Source organism: Rhizobium sp. LC145, assembly GCF_001005825.1.
Taxonomy (GTDB): Bacteria; Pseudomonadota; Alphaproteobacteria; order Rhizobiales; family Rhizobiaceae; genus Neorhizobium.
Map to the genome: position 1 here is coordinate 517,653 of NZ_LBHV01000003.1, position 22,155 is coordinate 539,807.

General features: G+C 62.6%; 20 protein-coding genes. 9 read left to right on the forward strand and 11 right to left on the reverse strand.

What is annotated here, in order from left to right; genetic code table 11:
- Positions 1-94: 94 nt before the first annotated feature.
- Positions 95-379 (reverse strand): GIY-YIG nuclease family protein, encoded by a 285-nt coding sequence (locus tag YH62_RS10875; RefSeq protein ID WP_046794355.1) that lies wholly within the window; start codon positions 377-379, stop codon positions 95-97.
- 911 nt (positions 380-1,290) lie between these two features.
- Positions 1,291-2,574, reverse strand: coding sequence for a cystathionine gamma-synthase family protein (locus tag YH62_RS10880; RefSeq protein WP_046794187.1), 1,284 nt, complete (start codon positions 2,572-2,574; stop codon positions 1,291-1,293).
- 224 nt (positions 2,575-2,798) lie between these two features.
- Between YH62_RS10880 and YH62_RS10885 the strand changes: the two genes are divergently transcribed.
- The 7 genes from YH62_RS10885 (at position 2,799) to YH62_RS10915 (ending at position 10,294) form a co-directional block, all read left to right on the forward strand.
- A complete protein-coding gene (locus tag YH62_RS10885; protein WP_082118318.1) occupies positions 2,799-3,542 on the forward strand; it encodes a FadR/GntR family transcriptional regulator in 744 nt (247 codons plus the stop codon).
- 48 nt (positions 3,543-3,590) lie between these two features.
- Positions 3,591-4,565 (forward strand): sialic acid TRAP transporter substrate-binding protein SiaP, encoded by a 975-nt coding sequence (locus YH62_RS10890; protein WP_046794189.1) that lies wholly within the window; start codon positions 3,591-3,593, stop codon positions 4,563-4,565.
- 70 nt (positions 4,566-4,635) lie between these two features.
- A complete protein-coding gene (locus tag YH62_RS10895) occupies positions 4,636-5,208 on the forward strand; it encodes a TRAP transporter small permease (protein WP_046794190.1) in 573 nt (190 codons plus the stop codon).
- Positions 5,209-5,211: 3 nt separating this feature from the next.
- A complete protein-coding gene (locus YH62_RS10900) occupies positions 5,212-6,618 on the forward strand; it encodes a TRAP transporter large permease (protein WP_046794191.1) in 1,407 nt (468 codons plus the stop codon).
- Between the two features lie 11 nt (positions 6,619-6,629).
- Positions 6,630-7,673 (forward strand): L-idonate 5-dehydrogenase, encoded by a 1,044-nt coding sequence (locus YH62_RS10905; RefSeq protein ID WP_046794356.1) that lies wholly within the window; start codon positions 6,630-6,632, stop codon positions 7,671-7,673.
- Positions 7,674-7,682: 9 nt separating this feature from the next.
- A complete protein-coding gene (gene uxuA / locus YH62_RS10910; protein ID WP_046794192.1) occupies positions 7,683-8,876 on the forward strand; it encodes a mannonate dehydratase in 1,194 nt (397 codons plus the stop codon).
- 2 nt (positions 8,877-8,878) lie between these two features.
- Complete coding sequence (locus tag YH62_RS10915; RefSeq protein WP_137326652.1) at positions 8,879-10,294, forward strand: mannitol dehydrogenase family protein; 1,416 nt, start codon at positions 8,879-8,881, stop codon at positions 10,292-10,294.
- Between the two features lie 230 nt (positions 10,295-10,524).
- Here YH62_RS10915 and YH62_RS10920 read toward each other — a convergent pair whose 3' ends face one another.
- The 9 genes from YH62_RS10920 to YH62_RS10960 all read right to left on the reverse strand — a co-directional run bounded on the left by YH62_RS10920 (position 10,525) and on the right by YH62_RS10960 (position 19,501).
- Positions 10,525-11,802: an L-fuconate dehydratase gene (locus YH62_RS10920; protein ID WP_046794193.1), complete on the reverse strand. Its 1,278-nt coding sequence runs from the start codon at positions 11,800-11,802 to the stop codon at positions 10,525-10,527.
- Positions 11,803-11,824: 22 nt separating this feature from the next.
- Positions 11,825-12,559, reverse strand: coding sequence for an SDR family oxidoreductase (locus tag YH62_RS10925; RefSeq protein WP_046794194.1), 735 nt, complete (start codon positions 12,557-12,559; stop codon positions 11,825-11,827).
- A gap of 33 nt (positions 12,560-12,592) precedes the next feature.
- Positions 12,593-12,922 carry an L-rhamnose mutarotase gene (locus YH62_RS10930; RefSeq protein ID WP_046794195.1) on the reverse strand — a complete coding sequence of 110 codons (330 nt, stop codon included), beginning with the start codon at positions 12,920-12,922 and terminating at the stop codon, positions 12,593-12,595.
- Positions 12,923-12,932: 10 nt separating this feature from the next.
- Positions 12,933-13,940 carry a zinc-binding alcohol dehydrogenase family protein gene (locus YH62_RS10935; protein ID WP_046794196.1) on the reverse strand — a complete coding sequence of 336 codons (1,008 nt, stop codon included), beginning with the start codon at positions 13,938-13,940 and terminating at the stop codon, positions 12,933-12,935.
- A 12-nt stretch (positions 13,941-13,952) separates the two neighbouring features.
- The gene (locus YH62_RS10940) at positions 13,953-14,789 is read right to left on the reverse strand and encodes an amidohydrolase family protein (protein WP_046794197.1); all 837 of its coding nucleotides are present in this window, start codon (positions 14,787-14,789) and stop codon (positions 13,953-13,955) included.
- 4 nt (positions 14,790-14,793) lie between these two features.
- Positions 14,794-15,807 (reverse strand): aldo/keto reductase, encoded by a 1,014-nt coding sequence (locus YH62_RS10945; RefSeq protein ID WP_046794198.1) that lies wholly within the window; start codon positions 15,805-15,807, stop codon positions 14,794-14,796.
- Between the two features lie 62 nt (positions 15,808-15,869).
- Positions 15,870-16,811 carry an ABC transporter substrate-binding protein gene (locus YH62_RS10950; RefSeq protein ID WP_046794199.1) on the reverse strand — a complete coding sequence of 314 codons (942 nt, stop codon included), beginning with the start codon at positions 16,809-16,811 and terminating at the stop codon, positions 15,870-15,872.
- A 105-nt stretch (positions 16,812-16,916) separates the two neighbouring features.
- Entirely contained in the window at positions 16,917-17,945 is a 1,029-nt protein-coding gene (locus YH62_RS10955) for an ABC transporter permease (RefSeq protein ID WP_046794200.1), read from the reverse strand.
- An 8-nt stretch (positions 17,946-17,953) separates the two neighbouring features.
- On the reverse strand, positions 17,954-19,501 hold the full coding sequence (locus YH62_RS10960; RefSeq protein WP_046794201.1) for a sugar ABC transporter ATP-binding protein: 1,548 nt from the start codon (positions 19,499-19,501) through the stop codon (positions 17,954-17,956).
- Between the two features lie 279 nt (positions 19,502-19,780).
- Here YH62_RS10960 and YH62_RS10965 point away from each other — a divergent pair, with 279 nt between their 5' ends.
- Positions 19,781-20,482: a FadR/GntR family transcriptional regulator gene (locus YH62_RS10965; RefSeq protein WP_046794202.1), complete on the forward strand. Its 702-nt coding sequence runs from the start codon at positions 19,781-19,783 to the stop codon at positions 20,480-20,482.
- Between the two features lie 56 nt (positions 20,483-20,538).
- Positions 20,539-22,071 (forward strand): altronate dehydratase family protein, encoded by a 1,533-nt coding sequence (locus tag YH62_RS10970; protein ID WP_046794203.1) that lies wholly within the window; start codon positions 20,539-20,541, stop codon positions 22,069-22,071.
- Positions 22,072-22,155 lie beyond the last annotated feature (84 nt).

Sequence of the window (22,155 nt, forward strand, 5' to 3'; positions counted from 1 at the left end):
GCCATACGTGATGTCCTGCCGCCAATTTTCATTGTTTATACGTTGTTGTTTTAGCTCTGTTCGCTACTCGAGGATCCAATCACAAGTCCAACTCTCACCACAGCTCGTAATACAAATCCCGCCAGTGCGGGTTCATCGTCTCGATCAGGTCGATTTTCCATTTCCGATACCAGCGCTTCAGCGACTTCTCCCGCTGGATGGCGTCGCGGATGTCCCAATGCTCTTCATACCAGACGAGCTGCTTGCATCCGTATTTCGAGGTGAAGCCGGGTGTTATCCCTTCGCGATGTTCCCAGATGCGGCGCTCGAGATCGGACGTTACGCCGATATAGAGCGTGCCGTGCTTGTGGTTGGTGACGATGTAGACATATCCCGTCATGCGAGCAGGATCGTTGTGTCGGATGCGCTTCGTCAATCCGCTGGTTTTGAGGGGCTATTCCGCGTTTGCGCTTGGATCCTCGGCTCAAGGCCGAGGATGACGAAAGAGAGGGAAGAGCAAGGGTGCCTAAAGCAGCCGCTGAATATGCCTTACCGAAACCAAGCCATGGTGAACTGAACTACTGCGATGATGCGTAAACAACGAGAACTCACGGCAGGACATCACGTGTGGCACCTTAGGGCACCACTTCCATTTTCGTCATCCTCGGCCTTGAGCCGAGGATCCAAGCGCAAACAATGCCGGATCGGCATATGAGCGCTCCACCTTCTCGCGAACCAACTTTTCTGCGAGGACAACACCACCACCCCTCCCCAATCCCATCAATCACTTACCCCATTTCTCATCCCCGCTCTCCAAACCTGTGCCTATAATCTCCCCGTTCCGCCCTCGGATACACCGGGAGGCGTCCCGGCGAGGCGGAACCGGCGCGGGTCATGAGGGTAGGACGCAAAACCTCATGATCCGGGTTCGCGGAAAATGGTCTCCCTCCGGCGACACGGGGAGAGATGACGGGTTTCGGACCGGCCCATCATCTCTTGATGCCCGAAAGCGCGCGCCGGGCGTGCCTGTGCGGCACACATGGTGGCGACAGTGAATGGGTGGCGCGGGTGGTCCGTCCGGAAACGGCAAATCCTTAGCCTTAATGTCCCTTGCGCGGCCACGGCAGAGAGACTGAAGTCGCGGATAAAAACCGCCGAACGGGGCGCTGAGAGGTGTCACCTAAACTAAAACTTACGAGGCAGCTTTCAGCGCCCCGTCCGACTTGAAAATCTCGAGAACGCCAAGGGAGGAGTGTGCCCAAATGTCACCTGCCGATCGCCGTGCCCCTGAGAGCTTTCGCCTTTCTTCCCTCACGCCCCATCCAGCGCCATCGTCAGGTCGGCGATCAGGTCGCCCGGATGCTCGATGCCGATCGAAAGCCGGATGGTCGAGTCCAGCACGCCGATCCGCTCGCGTACGTCCGCGGGCACGCCGGAATGCGTCATGGTCGCCGGGTGGCTGGCAAGCGATTCCGTGCCGCCGAGGCTCACCGCCAGCTTGAAGATCGAAAGCGCATTGAGGAAGCGGAAGGAGGCCGGCTGACCGCCCTCGATGTCGAAGGAGAAGGTCGAGCCGCCGCCGGTGCACTGCCGGGCGAAGACTTTCCCCGTCGGCGAGGCCGGGTCGTCGAAGGGCAGGTAATGCAGCTTCTCCACCTTCGGATGATCCCGCAGGAAGGCGGCGACGGCGGCCGCATTGGCGTTCGCCTTTTCCATCCGCAGCGAAAGCGTCTCCAGCGAGCGGCCGAGCATCCAGCAGGAATGCGGGTCGAGCTGCGTGCCGATCGCGCCCCGCAGCGCCTTCACCTGTTTGATGATGGCCTTGGAGCCGAGTGCTGCGCCCGCGATCAGGTCCGAATGGCCGCCGACATATTTGGTCAGCGAATAGAGCGAGATATCCGCCCCGTGTTCGATCGGCCGCTGGAAGACAGGGCCGAGCAGCGTGTTGTCGCAGACGATGATCGGGCGGTGCCCCTGGACCTCGAGGATCAGCTCCGCCACCCGGCGGGTCATCGCCACATCCACCAGGCTGTTGGTGGGGTTGGCCGGCGTCTCGATCAGGATCACCGAAACGCGGCCCTTGCCCATCGCCTCCTCGGCCGCCGCCGCGACCGTCTCCTCGTTGACGCCGTCCGAAAAGCCGACCGCCGCGACCCCGAAATTGAGAAAGGTTTTCGCCAGCAGCGTCTCGGTGCCGCCATAGAGTGGCTGGGAGTGAAGGATGCTGTCGCCGGGCTTCACGAAGGTCATCAGCGTCGTGGCGATCGCCGACATGCCGGAGGAGAAGAGCGCGCAGCTTTCCGCCTGTTCGTAGACCGCCATCCGGTCCTCGACGATCTCGCTGTTCGGGTGGTTGAAACGGGAATAGACGAGCCCCGCGCCGGTGCCGGGCGGCGGCTCGCGGCGGCCGGAAACGAAGTCGAAGAAGTCTCGGCCCTCTTCCGCCGAATGGAAGACGAAGGTGGAGGTGAGAAAGACCGGTGGCTTGACCGCGCCTTCCGAAAGCTCAGGATCGTAACCGTAATTCAGCATCTGGGTTTCGGGGTGGAGCTTGTGGTTGCCGATATGTGTCTTGGAAGGATGCGGCGCGGTCATGTCTCTCTCCTGCGGTGAGGAAGCTGCACACTACTCAAGGGAAATAAGGGAGCGGCCACGTCTGCCAAGGTCAGGCCGTGGTTGGGGCGGAGAAGGGCCGCGCGGCGGATAATGTCCAATGCATACCATTGACAACCTGTCGCCCCCGGATATATGAATTTCAAAACTGGTAAGGCCAGCTTACCAGTTCGATGCCGAAGGAGAGCGGCGTCCGAGGAGGGTTCATGTTCACGGTGGTGGAATCGCGCCGCCTTTACCGGCACGTCGCGGAGCAGATGCGCAGCCTGATCGAGCGGGGAGAATTCGCCGTGGGCGAGAAGCTGCCCGCCGAGCGCGACCTTGCCGAAATGCTTTCCGTCTCCCGCCCGACCGTCCGGGAAGCCCTGATCGTACTGGAAGTCGAGGGTTTCGTGCAGATCCGTATGGGCTCCGGCGTCTATGTGCTGCGCCGGGCCGCACCTGTGGCGCTGTTCCAGCCGGAGGATGTCGAAGGCCCCTTCGAGCTTCTGCGCGCCCGCGCCGTGGTGGAATGCGCGATCGCGGAGGAGGCTGCCCGTGTCGCGCGGCCTGACCACATTGCCGTTCTCGATGAAAATCTCGCCCGCATGGCTGCCTCGCTCCATGACCGTCCGGCCGCCCTTGCGCTCGACCGCGCCTTCCACGTCGCCGTTGCCGGCATCATCGCCAATGCGACGCTCAACCGTTTCGTCGGCGAAATCCACGACTTGAGGCTGACGGCCTATTTCGAGCGCCTCGCCAGCCATTTCGAAAACCCGGAGACCTGGCGCGAGGCCATGGAGGAACACCGGGCCGTGCGCGATGCGATCGCCGCCGGCGACGCGCAAGGTGCGCGAAAGGCGATGCGCATCCATCTCGACAAATCGCAGTCGAGGCTGTCCGAAAGTTTCGGCGAGGAGCCGGCGGACAGCATCAAGCCTGCCGGACAGCAGAAGCTTGCCGGCGGGTAATGACCCCGCGTGAAATGAAACTGACTTCAACCTTGGGAGGATTTGAAAATGAAGTTCAGATTGACGAGCATTCTCGGCGCAACCGCCGCCGTTCTGGTTACCGCGCTTGCCGCGCATGCCCAGACGACGCTGAAATGGGCGCATGTCTACGAGACGTCCGAACCGTTCCACACGGAATCGGTCTGGGCGGCGGAAGAGATCGCCAAGCGCACCGAAGGCCGCTACAAGGTAGACGTCTTCCCGGCCTCGCAGCTCGGCAAGGAAGCCGATATCAACCAGGGCCTCAAACTCGGCACCGTCGATATCATCATCTCGGGCTCGAGCTTCGCATCGCGTGAATATCCGCCGATCGGCGTCACCTATTTCCCCTATATTTTCCGCGATCCGAGCCACCTGATCGCCTATACCAAGAGCGACGTCTTCAAGCGCCTCGCTGAAGGATATGAGGAAGCCTCCGGCAACCACATCACCGCCGTCACCTATTACGGCACGCGCCACACGACGGCGAACAAGCCGATCGAGAAATGCGCCGACATGGCCGGCCTGAAGATCCGCGTGCCGGATGTGCCTGCCTATCTCGCCATGCCGCGCGCCTGCGGCGCCAACACCACGCCGATCGCCTTTGCGGAGGTCTACCTCGCGCTGCAGAACGGCACGGTCGAGGCCCAGGAAAACCCGCTCACCACCATCGAAGCGAAGAAGTTCTACGAGGTCCAGAAGAACATCATCCTCTCCGGCCACATCGTCGATCACCTCAATACGGTGGTCTCGAAGACGCTCTGGTCGAGCCTTTCGGACGAGGACAAGAAGATCTTCTCCGAAGTGATGGCTGAAGCCGCCGAACGCGCCACCAAGATCATCGAGGAGCGTGAAGCCGCGCTCGTTGCCAAGTTCAAGGAGCAGGGCCTGACGGTGACGGAAGTCGATAAGTCCGATTTCGAGAAGACGGTTCTGGAGAAGGTCACCTTCGAGGAGTTCGGCTACAAGAAGGAAGACTGGGAAGCCATCCGCGCCGTTCAGTAAAATCGTCCATGCCCGGCATCAGGCGATGCCGGGCATTTCCAGTGTTTTCGATTTCAGCGGAGCTTTGCGAATGACGGAGCAGCAACACGCGCCGATCAGCGTCGAAGAAATGGCCCATGCCTTCGAGGAGGATGTCGGTCCGGCCGATCTCTCTCCCTATGCCGTGGAGGACTGGCTGACCCTTGCCATTTTCTGGGGCATGGCAATCTGCGTCTTCCTCCAGTTCTTCACCCGTTACGCCTTGAACAACAGCCTGGCCTGGACGGAGGAAATCGCCGCGAACTGTCTCGTCGTCATCGTCTTCTTAGGTTCGGTGATGTGCGTGCGCATGGCGCGCCACATCCAAGTGGACCTTCTCTACCGGTTCCTGCCGCCGAGGGTCGGGCGTGCGCTCGAGCTTCTGGTCGATTTCATCGTCATCGGCTTCTTCGCCTACACCACCTGGCTCATGTGGCGTTACATCGCCATCGTCGGCAACGAGCGCATGGTGACGGTCAACCTGCCGCGCGGCTACGTCTTCTATGCCGTGTTCGCAGCCTTCGCGCTGATGCTGGCGCGCTCCGTGCAGAATTTCGTCAAGGACATGATCAACGAAAAATCCGTTCGCGAAAAGGCGAGCGAAACCGGCGTTCAGGGGGTCTGACCAGTGCTTCTTCTTATCGGATCCTTTTTGCTCCTCATGATCATCGGCACACCGATTGCTGTGTCGCTCGGTGTGTCATCGCTGCTCTATCTGGTGATCTACGGCGTCGCGCCCGATATCATCGCCGCCCAGCGCATGATCGCCGGCGTCGAAAGCTTTCCGCTGATCGCTGTCCCGTTCTTCATCCTCGTCGGCAATCTGATGAACATCGCCGGGGTGACGAGCCGCATCTATAAATTCGCCCTGTCGCTCGTCGGCTGGATGAGGGGCGGCCTGGCGCAGGTCAACATCATCGGCTCGGTCGTCTTCTCGGGCATGTCCGGAACGGCGCTCGCCGATGCCGCGGGCATCGGCACGATCGAGATCAAGGCCATGAAGGATCACGGCTATCCGGTCGAGGCCGCTGTCGGGGTCACCGCCGCGTCCGCGACCCTCGGGCCGATCTTCCCGCCGTCGCTGCCCTTCGTCATCTACGGCATGATGGCGAATGTCTCGATCGGCGCCCTGTTCATGGCCGGCATCCTGCCGGGCATCGTCATGACGCTCCTGATGATGCTGACCGTCTTCATCTTTGCCTACCGCAAGGGCTGGGGATCGGACACGCCGTTCGAGTTGAAGAAACTCGCGTCCGCGTCTCTGGAAGTGGCCATCGTTCTCTGCTTCCCGGTGGCGGTCTACCTGCTGATCCTGGCGGGCCTGTCGATCAACGTGGCCGTGCTGGTCGCACTCGTCGCACTCATCGCGCTGGACTGGTATTACGATTTCTCCGCCGTCATGGCGCTGATGACGCCGGTGCTCCTGATCGGCGGCATGACCATGGGCTGGTTCACCCCGACCGAAGCTGCGGTTGCGGCGGTCATCTGGTCGCTCTTCCTCGGCCTCGTGCGGTATCGTACGATGACCTTGAAGACGCTCGCCAAGGCGAGTTTCGATACGATCGAGACCACGGCGTCGGTGCTGTTCATCGTCACCACCGCCTCGATCTTCGCATGGCTCCTGACGGTCAGCCAGGCGGCCCAGCTGTTCTCCGACTTCATGTTCTCGCTGACGGACAATTGGTGGACCTTCCTGATCATCGTCAACATCTTGCTGCTGATCGTCGGTGCCTTCCTCGATACGATCGCCGCGATCAGTATTCTGGTTCCGATCCTGATGCCGATCGCTGCCCGCTATGGGATCGATCCGGTGCATATGGGCCTGATCTTCACGCTGAACCTGATGATCGGTCTCTTGACGCCGCCGGTCGGCATGGTGCTGTTCGTGCTTTCGCGGATATCGAAACTGTCGGTAGAGCGGACGACGATGGCCATCCTGCCATGGATGATTCCGCTCTTCCTGGCTCTGATCCTCATCACCTTTATTCCGACGATCACGCTCTGGCTGCCGACGCAGCTCGGCCTGATCAAATAAGGATGGGGCAGATGCAAACGAGACTGGCACGCCTCTATGGCCAGCGGGATCTCAAGGTCGAGGAGGCGCCGGTTGCGGCGCCTCGCGAAGGCGAGGTGCTGCTGAGGATGGCGGCGGGCGGCATTTGCGGCTCAGACCTGCATTATTACCAGGACGGCGGCTTCGGCCCCGTCCGGGTGCGGGAGCCGATCATTCCGGGCCATGAGGCGGCGGGCTATGTGGAGGCATTGGGGCCGGGCGTCTCAGGCCTCGCGATCGGCGATCTTGTCTCGGTCAATCCGAGCCAGCCCTGCGGCCATTGCCGCTTCTGCGAGGAGGGCTTGCCCATCCACTGCCTCAACATGCAGTTCATGGGCAGCGCCATGCGTCTTCCCCATGCGCAGGGCATGTTCCGCGATTGGCTCGTGGTGCCGGCGATCCAGTGCCATCCGGCCGGTAAGACGGTGAGCGCCGGTGAGGCGGCCTGCGCCGAGCCGCTGGCCGTCTGCCTGCATGCGGTATCGCGGGCCGGCGATCTCAAAGGCAAGCGCGTGCTGGTCACGGGCGCCGGGCCGATCGGCGTGCTCGTCGTGGCCGCTGCCCGTCATGCCGGAGCCGGCGAGATCGTCGTGACCGATCTCACGGATGCGGCTCTGGAAAGAGCTGCTGCCATGGGCGCTGACAGAACGGTGAACGTGGCGACGAATGCCACCGATCTGGCGACATTCGAGGCGGAGAAGGGCTATTTCGACGTGGCCTTCGAATGCTCGGCGGCAGCACCGGCGATCAGGACGGCCGTGGCGGCGGTGAAGCCGCGCGGGATGATCGTCCAGGTGGGCGTTACCGGAGACGTGCCGGTGCCCTTGAACGCGCTGGTCGGCAAGGAATTGCAGTGGATCGGGTCGCAGCGCTTCGACGACGAATTCGCGATCGCCGCCGACCTGATCGGGCGACGCGAAATCGATGTGCGGCCGATCATCTCCCACACCTTTCCGATCGATCAGGCCGTGGCGGCCTTCGAACAGGCAGGCGACCGCACGGCCGCCTGCAAGGTGCAACTGACTTTTCTCTCCTGAGGGGTTTTCATGCGGCATACATGGCGTTGGTTCGGCCCGGTCGATAAGGTAACCGTTGAGGATGCGGCGCAGGCCGGTGCCAAGGGCATCGTCAGCGCGCTTCACCATATTCCGACAGGGGATGTCTGGCCTGTCGAGGAGATCGCCAAGCGCCACGAGGAGATCAAGGCGGGCGGCCTTTTTTGGGACGTGGTGGAAAGCGTGCCCGTCTCCGAAAGCATCAAGACGCAGACCGGCGAATGGCGGAGCCACATCGCCAACTGGCAGGAATCGCTGCGCCGTCTTTCGGCCTCGGGCATTCGCACCGTCTGCTACAATTTCATGCCGGTGCTGGACTGGACCCGCACGGACCTGCGCTGGACGGCCCGCCACGGCGCCAAGGCCATGCGCTTCGATCTCATCGATTTCGTAGCCTTCGACATCCACCTTCTGCAGCGCCCCGGCGCGCCGGAAGATTATGACCAGGCGACGCGCGAAAAGGCTGCGAAGCGTTTTGCCGAAATGCCGGACGAGCGCCGCTTAGCGCTGTCGAAGAATATAGGCGCCGGCCTTCCGGGTTCGGCCGACGGATACACCCTGCCGCAGTTGCGAGAACACCTGGCGACCTATGACGGCATCAGCCGCGAAAAGCTGCAACAGCACCTCATAGATTTCCTCTCGGAAGTGACGCCGGTGGCGGAACAGGTCGGCATCAATATCTGCGCTCATCCCGACGATCCGCCGTGGGCGCTGCTCGGCCTGCCGCGTATTCTTTCGACCGAGGAAGACTACGCGCACATGCTGCGGCAGGTGGATAGCTCCGCCAATGGCGTCACCTTCTGCACCGGCTCGCTCGGGGCCCGCGCCGAAAACGACCTGCCGGGCATGGTCGAGCGCCTTGCGCCCCGCATTCACTTCGTCCATCTGCGCAACGTTCATCGGGAAGAGGAGGGAACGCCTTGCTCCTTCTATGAGGACGAGCATCTCGAGGGCCACACGGACATGGTGGCGGTGATCGCCGAGCTGCTGAAGGAAGAAACGCGCCGCAGGGCGGAAGGCCGCGCGGATCACGAAATCCCGATGCGTCCGGATCACGGCCAGGAAATCCTCGACGACCTGAAGCGTGGCGCGCAACCCGGCTATCCGGCCATCGGCCGATTGAAGGGTTTGGCGGAACTGCGCGGTATCGAGCGGGCGCTCTCCCACAGCCAATATGGGCTTTGATCATGGACCGCCTTTCCGCTTCGACCCAATTCTCCGGCCCGGTCGTGCTGCCGGCCTATGATCGCAAGGCGCTGGAACCGGGCATCCTGCATATCGGCCTCGGTGCCTTCCACCGTGCCCATCAGGCGGTCTATACCGATGCGGCGCTGACCGAGGAGTTCGGCCCATGGGGCATCATCGGCGTCAGCCTGCGCTCGGCGGATATCGTCCGCGAACTCAACGAGCAGGACGGGCTCTATTCGGTCGTCACCCGCAGCGGCGCGGGCGAAAGCGTGCAGGTAGTCGGCTCGATCATCAAAGGGCTGGCGGCGGTAGAAGAACGCGATGAACTGCTGAGGCTGCTTGCCGATCCCGAAATCAGGATCGTCACCATCACGGTCACGGAAAAGGCCTATGGGCTCGACCCGGTGAGCGGCGGGCTCGATCGTGGCCATCCGTCGGTGAAGGCCGATCTCGAAAACCCTGCAGCGCCGATCGGCATTCTCGGCTATCTCGTGGCCGGCCTCGCAAGCCGCAAGAATGCAGGCCTGCCGCCGTTCACGGTGCTCTGCTGCGACAACCTGCCGACCAATGGCCGCATCGTCCGGGGTCTGGTGATCGAGATGGCTGGCGCCAACGATCCCGCGCTCGCCACCTGGATATCGGAAAAGGGAGCCTTCCCATCCAGCATGGTGGACCGCATCGTGCCGGCCGCGACGGAGGAAAGCCGCGCCCGCGCAACCGCAATGCTCGGCGTCGAGGACCGGCAGTCGCTGGAAACCGAGCCCTTCATGCAATGGGTGATCGAGGATCATTTCATCTCCGGCCGCCCGAAATGGGAAGCCGGCGGCGCACTCTTTGTCGATGACGTGGAGCCCTATGAGAAGATGAAGCTCCGGCTTCTCAACGGCGCGCATTCGATGATCGCCTATCTCGGGCAATTGAAGGGCCTGGAATTCGTGCGCGACGTCATGGCCGTGCCGGAATATGCGCAATTGGCGCGGCGGCATATGCAGGCGGCGGTGAAGACGCTTGATCCGGTGCCCGGCATCGACCTCAAGCACTATATCGACCAGTTGATCGAGCGCTTCGCTAATCCGACCATCGCGCACCGGACGCGCCAGATCGCCATGGACGGCACGCAGAAGCTGCCGCAGCGCATCTTCGCCGGCACGGTGGACGATCTCGCGGCGGGCCGCGATGCCGCCTCCTTCGCCTATGCGACGGCGCTCTGGATCGCCTATGCGAAACGCACGCCGGATATCGACGATCCGCGGCGGGAGGAAGTCCGGGCGGCGGCCGCGCAAGCATCCCCGGATGATCCCTCGGCGCCGTTCTTCGCCATTCCGGGGCTGTTTCCGCAGGCGCTTGTCGGGAACCGCGGATGGCGGGATCGGGTCAATGCGAAGCTCGAAGAGATCGAGGCGGGGCGCATCTGACTGCTACCGGGATTAGCCCCTCACCCTAACCCTCTCCCCGCAGGCGGGGAGAGGAGACGTGCCCTGCGGCACGGTCGCGGTCGTGGCAGAACGGTGCGGCATATCCCTTCTCGGAAGAGATTAGCCATCCTCGACGTCGGAGAAGGAGTTGAGCGAGTGCCACGCGCGTCCTTCTCCCCGTCAGAACGGGGAGAAGGTGCCGGCAGGCGGATGAGGGGCAGACCCCGAAACTACCCCCTGAATGTATAGTCCGCGATCGACTGCGGCTTCATCTCGATCGAGAAGCCCGGCCGCGAGGGCGGCATGTAGGCGGCGTTGCGGATGACGCAGGGATCGACGAAGTGCTCGTGCAGGTGATCGACATATTCGATGACGCGGCCTTCCTTGGTGCCGGAAACCGCGACATAGTCGATCATCGAAAGATGCTGGACATATTCGCAAAGCCCGACGCCGCCCGCATGCGGCCAGACCGGGAGATTGTATTTCGCCGCGATCAGCAGCACCGCCAGCACCTCGTTCAGCCCGCCCATGCGGCATGAATCGATCTGCACGATATCGATCGCGCCTTCGGCGATGAACTGCTTGAACATGATGCGGTTCTGGCACATCTCGCCGGTCGCGACCTTCACCGGACCGATCGCCTGGCGGATCTTGCGGTGGCCGGCGACATCGTCGGGGCTCGTCGGCTCCTCGATGAAGAAGGGATTGGCGAAGGCGAGCTTCTTGACCCAATCGATCGCCTGATCGACTTCCCATACCTGGTTGGCGTCGATCATCAGGTAACGGTCGGGGCCGATCACCTCGCGGGCGATGGTCAGCCTGCGGATATCGTCCTCCAGATCGCGGCCGACCTTCATCTTGACGTGGTTGAAGCCGGCATCGACGGCTTGCCTGCAGAGACGGCGCAGCTTTTCTTCCGGATAGCCGAGCCAGCCGGCCGAAGTCGTGTAGCAGGCATAGCCTTCGCGCTTCAGCGTCTCGATCCGCTCCGTCTTGCCGGCCTCGGCTTTTTTCAAGATCGCGACGGCCTCCTCACGGGTCAGCACGTCGGTGAGGTAGCGGAAATCGACGATATCGGCGATTTCTTCCGCCGAAAGCTCGGAGACGAGCTGCCAGACAGGCTTTTCTTGTTGCTTGGCAAGAAGGTCCCAGAAGGCGTTGACGACCGCTCCGGTGGCAAGGTGCATGGCGCCCTTGTCCGGGCCGATCCAGCGGAGCTGGCTGTCGCTGGTCAGATGCCGCCAGAACTTGCCGGGGCTGGCGCGGAAGGCTTCGAGTTCCTGGCCGACGACCAGGTGCCGCATGGCCTTGATCGCCATGCAGCAGATGTCGTTGCCGCGGCCGATGGTGAAGGTAAGCCCATGGCCCGTAAGCCCCTCGCTATCGGTATCGAGGATGACGTAAGCCGCCGAATAGTCGGGGTCCGGGTTCATCGCATCCGAACCGTCGAGGCTTTGCGAGGTCGGAAAGCGCAGATCGAAAACGCGAAGATCGGTGATGCGGGTCATGGGTCTCTCTTTATGGTGTGACTCAAATGGTCCAGCCGCCGTCGATCGCGAAGGCCTGGCCGGAAGTGTAGGTAGCGCCGGCGATGTAGACGGCGAGATCGGCGATCTCCTCCGGCGTGCCGAGCCGGCCCATAGGCTGGCGGGCGATGAAGGCGGCGCGGGCTTCGTCGTAATTGCCCTGGGCGCGCATGCGGTCCTGCAGCGAAGGGCTTTCGACCGTGCCGGGGCAGATGCAGTTGCAGCGGATGCCCTGCGCCACGTAGTCGGCGGCAACCGCCTTTGTAAGCCCGACGACGGCCGCCTTGGTGACGCCGTAGGCGAAGCGGTTCGGCACGCCCTTCACGCTGGAGGCGACCGAGGACATGTTGATGATCGAGCCGTCCTTGCGCTCCAGCATGCCGGGCAGCACGGCGCGGATGGTGCGGATCATCGCCTTGACGTTGAGATCGAAGGCGAATTCGAGATCGCTGTCCTTCATTTCGAGGATCGAGCCGCCATGTACGACGCCGGCGCAATTGAAGAGGATATCGACCTTGCCGATCTTTTCGACCGCGGCCGTGACCGCGGCTTCGTCCAGAACGTCCAGCTTCGTCGCCGTCAGGTTGGGAAGCTTCGGGAGTTCGGCGAGCGCCTTTTCGTTGATGTCGGTCGCATGAACCGTGGCGCCGGCCTTGGCAAACGCGACGGCGCTGGCCCCGCCGATGCCTTGCGCGGCGGCGGTGATGAGTACGGTCTTTCCTTCGAGCGTCTTGGTCATTCTATCCTCGATCTTGTCCAGTCGGTCCGGCGGTCAGTCGTGATGGAAAACCTCCTCCATCATCGCCCACCATTCCCCTTCCTTACGGCTTTCGAGCGGCTTTTGGCAGGGGATCGTGAAGGACCACCATTCCTGATTTTTCGGGTCGGCGGCGATTGTCGCCATGTCGGCCTCGAAATCCGTGCCGTGATACTCCCAGGTGCCGAAGAGCAGGTTTTCCGGCTCGCGCAGGAAGATCGTGTAGTTCTTGATGTTGGCGCGGCTGATGAGGTCGAGCACTTCCGGCCAGACGGCGGCATGCAGCCGCTTGTATTCGGCGATCATTTCCGGCCGCACACCGATCACCATGCCCATGCGTTGCATCGTGTTCTCCTCAGACTTCCACCAGCGCCTTGACCACGCCGGCAGCGGGGTCGGTGAGGCCCGCGAAGCGTTCCGGCACCTCGGCAAGCGTCATCCGGTGGGTGATGAGCGCTTCCGGCACCTCGCCGGCGCGCATCGCCTCCATCACCCGCTCGAAATCCGCGACCGTCGCATTGCGGCTGCCGAGCAGGGTCGTTTCCCGCTTGTGGAATTCCGGATCGGAGAAGGTGATGTCGCTCGCGACGATCGAGACCAGCACATAGGTGCCGCCATGGCCGACGAGCGAGAAGCCGCGCTCGATGGCCTTCGGATTGCCGGTCGCATCGAAAACGACGTCGAAGAAATCGCCGCCGGTGATCCTGGAAAGCTCCTCCGTATCGCCGGAGCCGAGCTGCACGGTATGCGCTACGCCGAGATGCCGCCTGCCGAACTCCAGCCGGTCGGCGCGGCCGTCGATCAGCGTCACTTCGCCGCCGTTGAGGCGGGCGAAGATTGCCACCGCCATGCCGATCGGTCCGGCGCCGACAATCAACACCTTCTGGCCGGGTTCGACCTTGGCGCGGGCGACCGCATGGGCGCCGATCGCCAAGAATTCGACCATCGCGGCCTGATCGACGGACAGACCCTCCGCCTTCAGCACGAATTGCTCGGGCAGGGAGAGATATTCCGTCATGCCGCCGTCGCGGTGGACGCCGAGCACGCCGATATTGCGGCAGCAGTTGGTCTTGCCCTTGAGGCAGGCGCTGCAATGGCCGCAGGAGATATAGGGAATGACCGAAACCGTGTCGCCGGCCTTGAGTCGGCTGCCGGCGGGTGCTTCCTCGACGGTCGCCGAAAGTTCGTGCCCCATCACCCGCGGATAGGAGAGGTAGGGCTGGTTGCCGGTGAAGATGTGGAGATCGGTGCCGCAGACGCCGATCCGCCGGAGCTTTACCAGAACCTCGCCTTCGCCACGCGCTGGCTTGGGTCGGTCGATGGCGGAAAGCTTGCCGGGGGAATCGCAGATGATGGTCAGCATGATTTCAACCTGTCAGGAAGCGGATGGGTGGGAGGCGCCCAGCCGGTAGAAGGATTTGGCGTTGCCGCCGAAGACGGCGTCGTGTTGTTCGGCCGGCACGATATCGAGGCATTGCGCGAGCCAGGCTTGGTAGTCGCCGGCAAGCCGGAGCACCGGCCAGTCGCTGCCCCAGATCACTCGTTCCGGACCGAAGAGATCGAGAATGGTCTCGGCATAGGGCCGCACAGCCTGCGGCTTCTGGTCCCCGGCTTCGGTCAGCAGGCCGGAAAGCTTGCAGTGGAGGTTCGGCAATTGGGCGAGCGCCTTCATCCGCGAATACCAGCCGACAAACCGGCCCTCCGCGATCAGCGGCTTGGCGCCGTGATCGGTGACGATCGGCAGCTCGGGATGCCGCCCGGCGAAGGCGATGAGCGGGTCGAGATGGCGGGGCAGAACCAGCGCATCGAAGACAAGCCCATGCTCCTGCATGGCTGCGATGGCCGGATCGAGCGCCGGATCGTCGATCCAATTGTCGTCGGCGATGTCCTGCAGCATCGGCCGAAAACCTTTCAGCTTCGGATGCTGCGCCAGCCGGGCGATATTGGCCGGGGCATCGGCCGCCTTGAGGTCCGTCCAGCCTACGACGCCGAGAATGAAGGGATGGCGGTCGGCAAGGTCGAGCATGAAATCGGTGTCGGCCTCGCTCTCCATGGTCTGCACCAGCACGGTGCCATCGACTTTTGCCTCGGCAAGGATCGGTTCGAGATCCTCCGGTATGAAGTCGCGATGGATCGCGGCAAGTTCGGCTGGAGGCCATTGGCCCACCCGGTCGGCGATCCGCCAGAAATGCTGGTGCGCATCGATCCGCATGGGATCAGGCTCCTTCGCCCGGCACCGGCGCGCCTTCGGCGATCAGCCCGCGTTCCTTGAGCCGTGTCCAGAAGGAGGCAGGGATGGTTTCGGAAAACCAGTCGACATTCGACTTGATCTGTTCGGCGGTGCGGGCGCCGGAAACGATCGTGACGACGGCCGGATGCGCGAGCGGGAATTGCAGGGCCGCGGCTTGCATGCTGACGCCTTCTTCTTCGCAGGCGGCGTGCAGCGCATCGACGCGGGCGATCATTTCGGCCGGCGCGTCGGCATAGTTGAATTTTCGGTTGCCGGCGAGGATGCCGGAATTGAAGGGACCGGCGACGACGATCGCCACGCCCTTTTCGGCGCAATCGTCCATGAAGGCGAGGCTCTGCTGCTCGAGCAGCGTATAGCGGCCGGCAAGCATCGAGACGTCGATATCGAAGACCTGCATGGCGTCGCGGATGATTTCCCATTCGTTGACGCCGAGGCCTATGGCCTTGGTCGAACCCTCGTTGCGCAGTTTGCCGAGCGCGCGGAAGCCGCCGCCTGCCATCAACTGGTTCCAATAGTGTTCGTGGCGGTCGCCATGGGTCATGCGGCCGATATCATGGATATAGAGAATATCGGGCTTCAAGATGCCGAGACGCTGCTGGCTCGCCTCGAAGGACCGCATGATGCCGTCATAGCTGTAGTCGTAGACCGGCCGGAACGGCAGCGGCTCGACATAGCCGTCTTCCTCGGGGCCGACCGTCTCGTCCGGCGTCATCACACGGCCGACCTTGGTGCTCAGCGTATAGCTCTCGCGCGGCAGATCGGTCAGCATCGTGCCGAGCCGGCGTTCCGATCGCGTGAAGCCGTAGAAGGGAGCGGTATCGAAATAGCGGATGCCCGCATCCCAGGATGCCTTGAAAGCGCCGGCCGATTCCTCATAAGCGGTCTTGCGATAGAGGTTTCCCATCTGCGCGCAGCCGAGACCCATGAGGGTGACTTCGACCGGGCGATGGGGCAGGGCGCGTTTATCGGCGACGTTCATCTGCAAATCCTTGAAGTCATAAAAGGGACGCGCACCATTCGCGATGCGCGCCAGCGGGAGGATCAGTAAAGGACGTTCTTAGCTTCCGGCTTGTCGATATTGTCCTTGGTGACGACGACCACGCCGGTATCGACGAACTTCTCGACCTTTTCCTTGCCGATCACCTTCTTGACGGTCTGGATGCCGAGTTCGCCCATCTGGAAGGAACCCTGCACCGCGATGCCGGCGAGCGTTCCGTCCTTGACGAATTCCTGGAGATCTTGGTTGCCGTCGAAGCCGATCGCGACCACCTGACCAGCCTTGCCGGACTGCTTCAGCGCGCGGCCCATGCCGATCGCAGTCGGCTCGTTGGCGCCGAAGATGCCCTTGAGGTCGGAATTGGCGGCGAGAACATCGGTCGTCTGGTTGAGTGCGGTCGCCATCTGGGACTGCGAATAGAACGGGCCGACGATTTCGAGCTTCGAGTTCGCCTTGATGTAGTCGGTGAAGCCGCCGACGCGGCCGATCTCGGAACCGGCACCTGCCACATAAGACATGACGGCGATCTTGCCTTCCGTGCCGACCTTTTCGATCAACGCCTGGGCGGCCAGTTCGCCGGCCTTCTTGTTATCGGTGGCGAGGAACGATTGGTAATACTGCTCCGAGCCCTCGGCCAGCATGGAATCGATGATGATGACCGGGATGCGGGCTTCCCAGGCCTTCTTTACGGCCGGGACAAGCGCATCCGGATCGGATGGGGCGAGCACGATGCCGGAGACGCCGCGGTTGACGGCATTCTCGACCATGTTGACCTGATCGGCGATCGCCGATTCCGCGGCCGGACCCTGGAAGGTCATCGTGTCCTCGCCGCCGGCCTCCTTCATGGCGGCATCAGCGCCCTTCTGGACGTTCTGCCAGAAGGTGGAGTTCACGGTCTTGACGATGACGGCGATCTCGCCGGCCTGAGCCGGGATCGCGGCAAGCGCGATCGCGGATGTCAGCAGCGCGGCTGCAAGTTTCTTCATTTCTTCCTCCTACTTCGATTGGCCTGACCGGCCGGTTTTCGGGAGCTCCTCACTCCCTGTCACTCTTTCTGTATGCCGCGGAAAAAGGTCCGCGCTGCCTTCTCTTCATCGGCGGTTGCGTAGCTGGTCGATCCAGACGGTGACCAGGATGACGAGGCCGATGATGATCTGCTGCGTGAAGGCGGAGACGCCATTCATGTTGAGGCCGTTCCGGAGAATGCCGATGACGAAGGCGCCGATCGCCGTGCCGGAAATCGTGCCGACGCCGCCGATCAGCGAGGTGCCGCCGATGACGGCGCTGGCGATCGCATCGAGCTCGTACATCACGCCCTCGTTCGGCTGAGCGGTGACGAGGCGCGACATCAGCACGCAGCCGGTCAGCCCCGCGAGCGTGCCCGACAAGATATAGGTGAAGCTGACGACGCGGCTGACATTGACGCCGGAAAGGCGCGCGGCATCGGCATTCGAGCCGACCGCATAGATATGCCGCCCGAGTACTGAACGGTTCAGCATGAAGGAGACGGCAATCGCGATCACCACCATCAGGATGACCGGGTAGGGAATGCCCGGGAATACGACGGTCGGAAAGCCGTCGTCGCCGATGTTGACGATGCGCAGGAACGAGCCGTTGCCGAGCACGCCGAAGGACTCTCCGAGACCGGAGACGGCGCGGGCGCCGGTGATTTCGAGCGCCACACCGCGGGCGATCAGCATCATGCCGAGGGTGGCGATGAAGGGCGGCAGTTTCAGTCGCGTCACCACAAACCCGTTGATCCAGCCGCAGAGCGAGCCGGTCAGGATGCCGAGCAGCATGCCGACGGGAACCGGCATGCTCCATTCCTTGACGGCCAGCGCCGCAACCACGCCGGAAAGCGCCAGTACCGAGCCGACGGAAAGATCGATGCCGCCGGTGATGATGACGCAGGTGGCGCCGATGCCGAGAAGGGCGATCGAGGTGACCTGCAGCGCCACCGTCATGCCGTTGTTGACGGTGAAGAAGGCGCTGCTCGTGAACGAGAAGACGGCGATCAGCACGAAAAGGCTGCCGAGTGCGGCAAACTTCTGGATGATGTCCTTCTGCCGGTCGTTCAGCGAAACGCTCTTCTGCTTCGGAGTTTCGGTAATCTCAGCCATGCTATGCCTCAATTCGATCGCGCGTAGCCGGACGCGTATCGCATGATTTCTTCCTGGTCGGTCTTGCGGGTCTCGAGGATGCCGGTGATGCGTCCGTTATGGAAAACCGCGACCCTATCGGTCATTCCGAGGGTTTCCGGCAGTTCCGAACTGATGAGAACGACGCCGATGCCCTCGGCGGCAAGCTCATCCATGATCTTGTAGATCGCGAATTTCGCGCCGACATCGATGCCGCGGGTGGGTTCGTCGAAGAACAGCACCTTCGACTTGCGGAACAGCCATTTGCCGATGATGATCTTCTGCTGGTTGCCGCCCGAAAGCAGCCGCACCGGCTGCTTGATGGAAGGCGTGCGGATATTGAGAAGGCTCACATAATCCTTGGTGGCCTTCTCATGCTTGGCAAAATCGATGAGGCCGAAACCGTTCGAGACCTCGTCCATGTTGGCGAGCGTCATGTTGGCGTCGACCGGCATCTTCACCGCCAATCCTTGCGCCTTGCGGTCTTCGGAAAGGTAGGCGATGCCGGCGGAAATCGCGTCACGCGGCGAGCTGATCGAAAGCGTCTCGCCGTGCAGGGTCACGGTGCCGGTATCGAGCGGATCGGCGCCGAAGATGGCGCGCGCGACTTCTGTGCGTCCCGCGCCCATCAGCCCGGCAAAACCGAGGATTTCGCCGCGGCGGAGCGTGAAGGAGACATCGCGGAAAAGCCCGGAGCGGGTAAGCCCCTCGGCCTTGAAGATGATGTCGTCGGAAGGTGTGGAAGTCCGGTCGGGAAACTTGTCTTCGAGCGAGCGGCCAACCATGCGCGCGACGATGGCGTCCACCGTGGTGGCGGCAAAATCGTCCGTCGCGATATAGCGGCCGTCACGCAAGACCGTGACGCGATCGACGATTTCCGCCATCTCGTCCAGCCGGTGGGAGATGTAGACGATGCCGACGCCGGCGGCTTTCAGGTCGCGGATCACCTTGAAGAGAAGGCGGGTTTCCTGCTCGGTGAGCGAAGAGGTCGGCTCGTCCATGATGAGCACTTCCGCATCGAGCGACAGCGCCTTGGCGATCTCCACCATCTGGCACTGGGCAACCGAAAGGCTGCGCACCGGCGCATCGGGATCGATATCGACGCCGAGCCTATCGAGACAGCGCTTCGCATCGGCCTTCAGCTTCTTGCGATCGACGAGGAATCCGCGACGCGGCTCGCGGGCGAGATAGATGTTTTCCGCCACCGAGAGATGCGGAACGAGGTTGAGTTCCTGATGGATGATGGCGATGCCGGCAGCTTCCGACTCCAGCGGAGAGGAGAAGCTGCGTTCCTCGCCCTTGTAGACGATCCTGCCGGCATTGGCCTGATAGACGCCGCTGATGATCTTCATGAGCGTCGACTTACCGGCGCCGTTTTCGCCGCAGACCGCATGCACTTCGCCGCGCCGCAGGTCGAAATGGACGTCGGAGAGAGCGCGGACGCCCGGAAATTCCTTGGTGATGCCGTCGAGCCTCAGCAGCGGCTCGCCGGCCTTGGATCTCTCCTCGGAGCCAAGGCCATGGGCTGGCGCATGCATGCCGTGTCCGGCTGATCCTCCCATGGAACTCCTCCCGTGCCGCGATGGCCTTGAACAGCCGGACTAGCTCCACCCGCCGGCTTTGATCCTATTGGTTAAACCCGATGACTGAACTGGTCAAGCCAATTATCTCCGCGAGGAGGATGGGTGACGCGAGGCCGGTCCATGATGATTGGGTGTCTGGATAAATATCCTTGTAAATCAATCATATGTTTTCCTCCTTGCTCTCGTCCGACACAATGACTATGGTAAGGCCACGTTATCCAGCGCGGCAAAAAGATGAACGGATCAATCAAGGCGGCGGAGCCGCGAAGGCTGTACCAGCAGATCGCGGACCAGATACGCACCCTCATCAATGGCGGGCATTTTCCGGCCGGCGCGCGGCTGCCGGCGGAGCGTGAGCTTGCCCAGCAATTGGGCGTTTCCCGGCCTTCGCTGCGCGAGGCGCTGATCGCGCTCGAAATCGACGGCAGCGTCGAAATCCGCATGGGATCGGGCATCTACGTGACGGCCGAGTCCGAGCGCCGCACCTGGCAGACCGGCTCCATGGGCGAAAGCCCGGTGGAGCTGATGGAGGCGCGCGCCGCCGTCGAGGGAGCCGTGATCCTGGCCGCGGCGGCGAGGGTCACGGGTGAGGGGCTGAAATCGCTTCGCCAGATCCTCGATACCATGCGCGTCGAGATCGAGGCGGGCCGCAAGCCGCTCGATCAGGACCGGCTCTTTCATCTGACGGTCGCCACCCAGAGCGGCAATTCCGTGCTGGCCCATATCGTCGGCGATCTGTTCGACGAGCGGCACAGCCCGATTTCGGCGCAGATCAGGACGCGTTTCGAGACGCCGGATACCTGGCACCGCGCGCTGGAAGAGCATGAGGCGATCTATGCGGCGCTGGAGGCGCACGATCCGCTTCTCGCCCAGGCGATGATGCATGCGCATCTGGAGGAATCGAAGCGCCGCTGGATGGAAAACGAGCCGCGCTGAGCTGCGTTCGAGACGAATAGACAGATTAAAATCCTCCGGGGGAGGAGGGAGTGAACATGGACGTCATGGTATCGCCGATCATCATTCTCAACGCAGCCGACGATGTCGGCGTGGTGCGCCGCTCCGTGCAGCCCGGCCAACCGGTCGGCTACGGTGATCTGACGGCGTGCGAGTTGATCGGCCGCGGCCACAAGGTCGCGATCAAGCGCATCCCGGCTGGCCATGAAGTGAAGAAATACGGCCAGGTGATCGGCCTTGCCACGCAGGATATCGAGCCGGGCAGCCATGTGCATCTGCACAACCTCGCCATGCTGCCGTCCGAACACGAACATCAGTTCAGCGTCGATATCGAGGAAAAGGGCATGCTGCCGGAAGGCGAGCGGCGCACTTTCATGGGTTACGACCGCGGCATCGGCGGCGCCGGCACCCGCAATTATATCGGCATCATTTCCTCGGTGAACTGTTCCGCCACCGTCTCGCGCTACATCGCCGATTATTTCAACCGCATGGGCGGGCTGGAAGGTTTCGGCAATGTCGATGGCGTCGTGGCGCTCACCCATGGCGGCGGCTGCGCGCTCAACAACAAGTCGGAAGGCTACCGGCTGCTGATCCGCACCATCCAGGGCTATGCGCGGCATCCGAATTTCGGCGGCATCCTGATGATCGGGCTCGGCTGCGAGACCAACCAGATCGCGCCGATCCTCGAACATTACCGGATGGAGGAGGGCGACCGGCTGCGCACCATGACCATCCAGCAATATGGCGGCACGAAGAAGACGATCGATGCGGCGATCGAAATCATCAAGGAAATGCTGCCGGCGGTGAATGCCGCAAGGCGCACGCCGCAGCCCCTCTCGAAGCTGAAGCTGGCGCTCGAATGCGGCGGCTCGGACGGCTATTCCGGCATTTCCGCCAATCCGGCGCTTGGGCATGCTTCCGATCTGATCGTGCGCCATGGCGGCACGACGGTGCTTTCCGAAACCCCTGAAATCTATGGGGCTGAACATCTGCTTACCCGCCGCGCGGTGACGCCGGAAGTGGCCCAGAAGCTGCTGCAGCGCATCGAATGGTGGCGGGATTACACCGCCCGCAACGGTGACGAGCTCAACAACAACCCTTCGCACGGCAACAAGCTCGGTGGGCTGACCACAATTCTCGAAAAGTCGCTCGGCGCGGTCGCCAAGGGCGGCTCCATGCCGCTGAAGGCGGTCTACGAGTTCGCCGAGACGGTGACGGAGCCCGGCTTCGTCTTCATGGATACGCCGGGCTACGATCCGGTCGCAGTGACCGGACAGGTCGCCGGCGGCTGCAACGTCATCTGCTTCACCACCGGCCGCGGCTCGGTCTCGGGCTTCAAGCCGGCCCCCTGCATCAAGATCGCCACCAACTCCGAAATGTACGAGCACATGAAGGAGGACATGGATCTCAACTGCGGCGGCATCGTCACCGGCGAGGAGACGATCGAGCAGTCCGGGACGAGGATTTTCGAGCAGGTGATCGCAGTCGCCTCGGGCGAAAAGACGCTGAGCGAGATCTACGACTACGGCGACAACGAATTCGTGCCGTGGCAGGTGGGCGCGGTGACGTGACACCGTCGCTCTCTCTGTTCCCGTCATCCTCGGGCTTGTCCCGAGGATCTACTCACGATCAATTCATGGGAGTGGTTAGACGCT

Bases quoted from the DNA above. Each gene is read 5' to 3' on its own strand.
- YH62_RS10890 (WP_046794189.1), top strand. From the start codon at position 3,591: ATGAAGTTCAGATTGACGAGCATTCTCGGCGCAACCGCCGCCGTTCTG.
- YH62_RS10960 (WP_046794201.1), bottom strand. From the start codon at position 19,501: ATGCATGCGCCAGCCCATGGCCTTGGCTCCGAGGAGAGATCCAAGGCC.
- YH62_RS10970 (WP_046794203.1), top strand. From the start codon at position 20,539: ATGGACGTCATGGTATCGCCGATCATCATTCTCAACGCAGCCGACGAT.
- YH62_RS10895 (WP_046794190.1), top strand. From the start codon at position 4,636: ATGACGGAGCAGCAACACGCGCCGATCAGCGTCGAAGAAATGGCCCAT.
- uxuA (WP_046794192.1), top strand. From the start codon at position 7,683: ATGCGGCATACATGGCGTTGGTTCGGCCCGGTCGATAAGGTAACCGTT.
- YH62_RS10920 (WP_046794193.1), bottom strand. From the start codon at position 11,802: ATGACCCGCATCACCGATCTTCGCGTTTTCGATCTGCGCTTTCCGACC.
- YH62_RS10915 (WP_137326652.1), top strand. From the start codon at position 8,879: ATGGACCGCCTTTCCGCTTCGACCCAATTCTCCGGCCCGGTCGTGCTG.
- YH62_RS10950 (WP_046794199.1), bottom strand. From the start codon at position 16,811: ATGAAGAAACTTGCAGCCGCGCTGCTGACATCCGCGATCGCGCTTGCC.
- YH62_RS10940 (WP_046794197.1), bottom strand. From the start codon at position 14,789: ATGCGGATCGATGCGCACCAGCATTTCTGGCGGATCGCCGACCGGGTG.
- YH62_RS10930 (WP_046794195.1), bottom strand. From the start codon at position 12,922: ATGCAACGCATGGGCATGGTGATCGGTGTGCGGCCGGAAATGATCGCC.
- YH62_RS10945 (WP_046794198.1), bottom strand. From the start codon at position 15,807: ATGAACGTCGCCGATAAACGCGCCCTGCCCCATCGCCCGGTCGAAGTC.
- YH62_RS10925 (WP_046794194.1), bottom strand. From the start codon at position 12,559: ATGACCAAGACGCTCGAAGGAAAGACCGTACTCATCACCGCCGCCGCG.
- YH62_RS10955 (WP_046794200.1), bottom strand. From the start codon at position 17,945: ATGGCTGAGATTACCGAAACTCCGAAGCAGAAGAGCGTTTCGCTGAAC.
- YH62_RS10965 (WP_046794202.1), top strand. From the start codon at position 19,781: ATGAACGGATCAATCAAGGCGGCGGAGCCGCGAAGGCTGTACCAGCAG.
- YH62_RS10885 (WP_082118318.1), top strand. From the start codon at position 2,799: ATGTTCACGGTGGTGGAATCGCGCCGCCTTTACCGGCACGTCGCGGAG.
- YH62_RS10905 (WP_046794356.1), top strand. From the start codon at position 6,630: ATGCAAACGAGACTGGCACGCCTCTATGGCCAGCGGGATCTCAAGGTC.
- YH62_RS10875 (WP_046794355.1), bottom strand. From the start codon at position 379: ATGACGGGATATGTCTACATCGTCACCAACCACAAGCACGGCACGCTC.
- YH62_RS10880 (WP_046794187.1), bottom strand. From the start codon at position 2,574: ATGACCGCGCCGCATCCTTCCAAGACACATATCGGCAACCACAAGCTC.
- YH62_RS10935 (WP_046794196.1), bottom strand. From the start codon at position 13,940: ATGCTGACCATCATCTGCGATTCCCCCGGCAAGCTTTCCGCCATCGAC.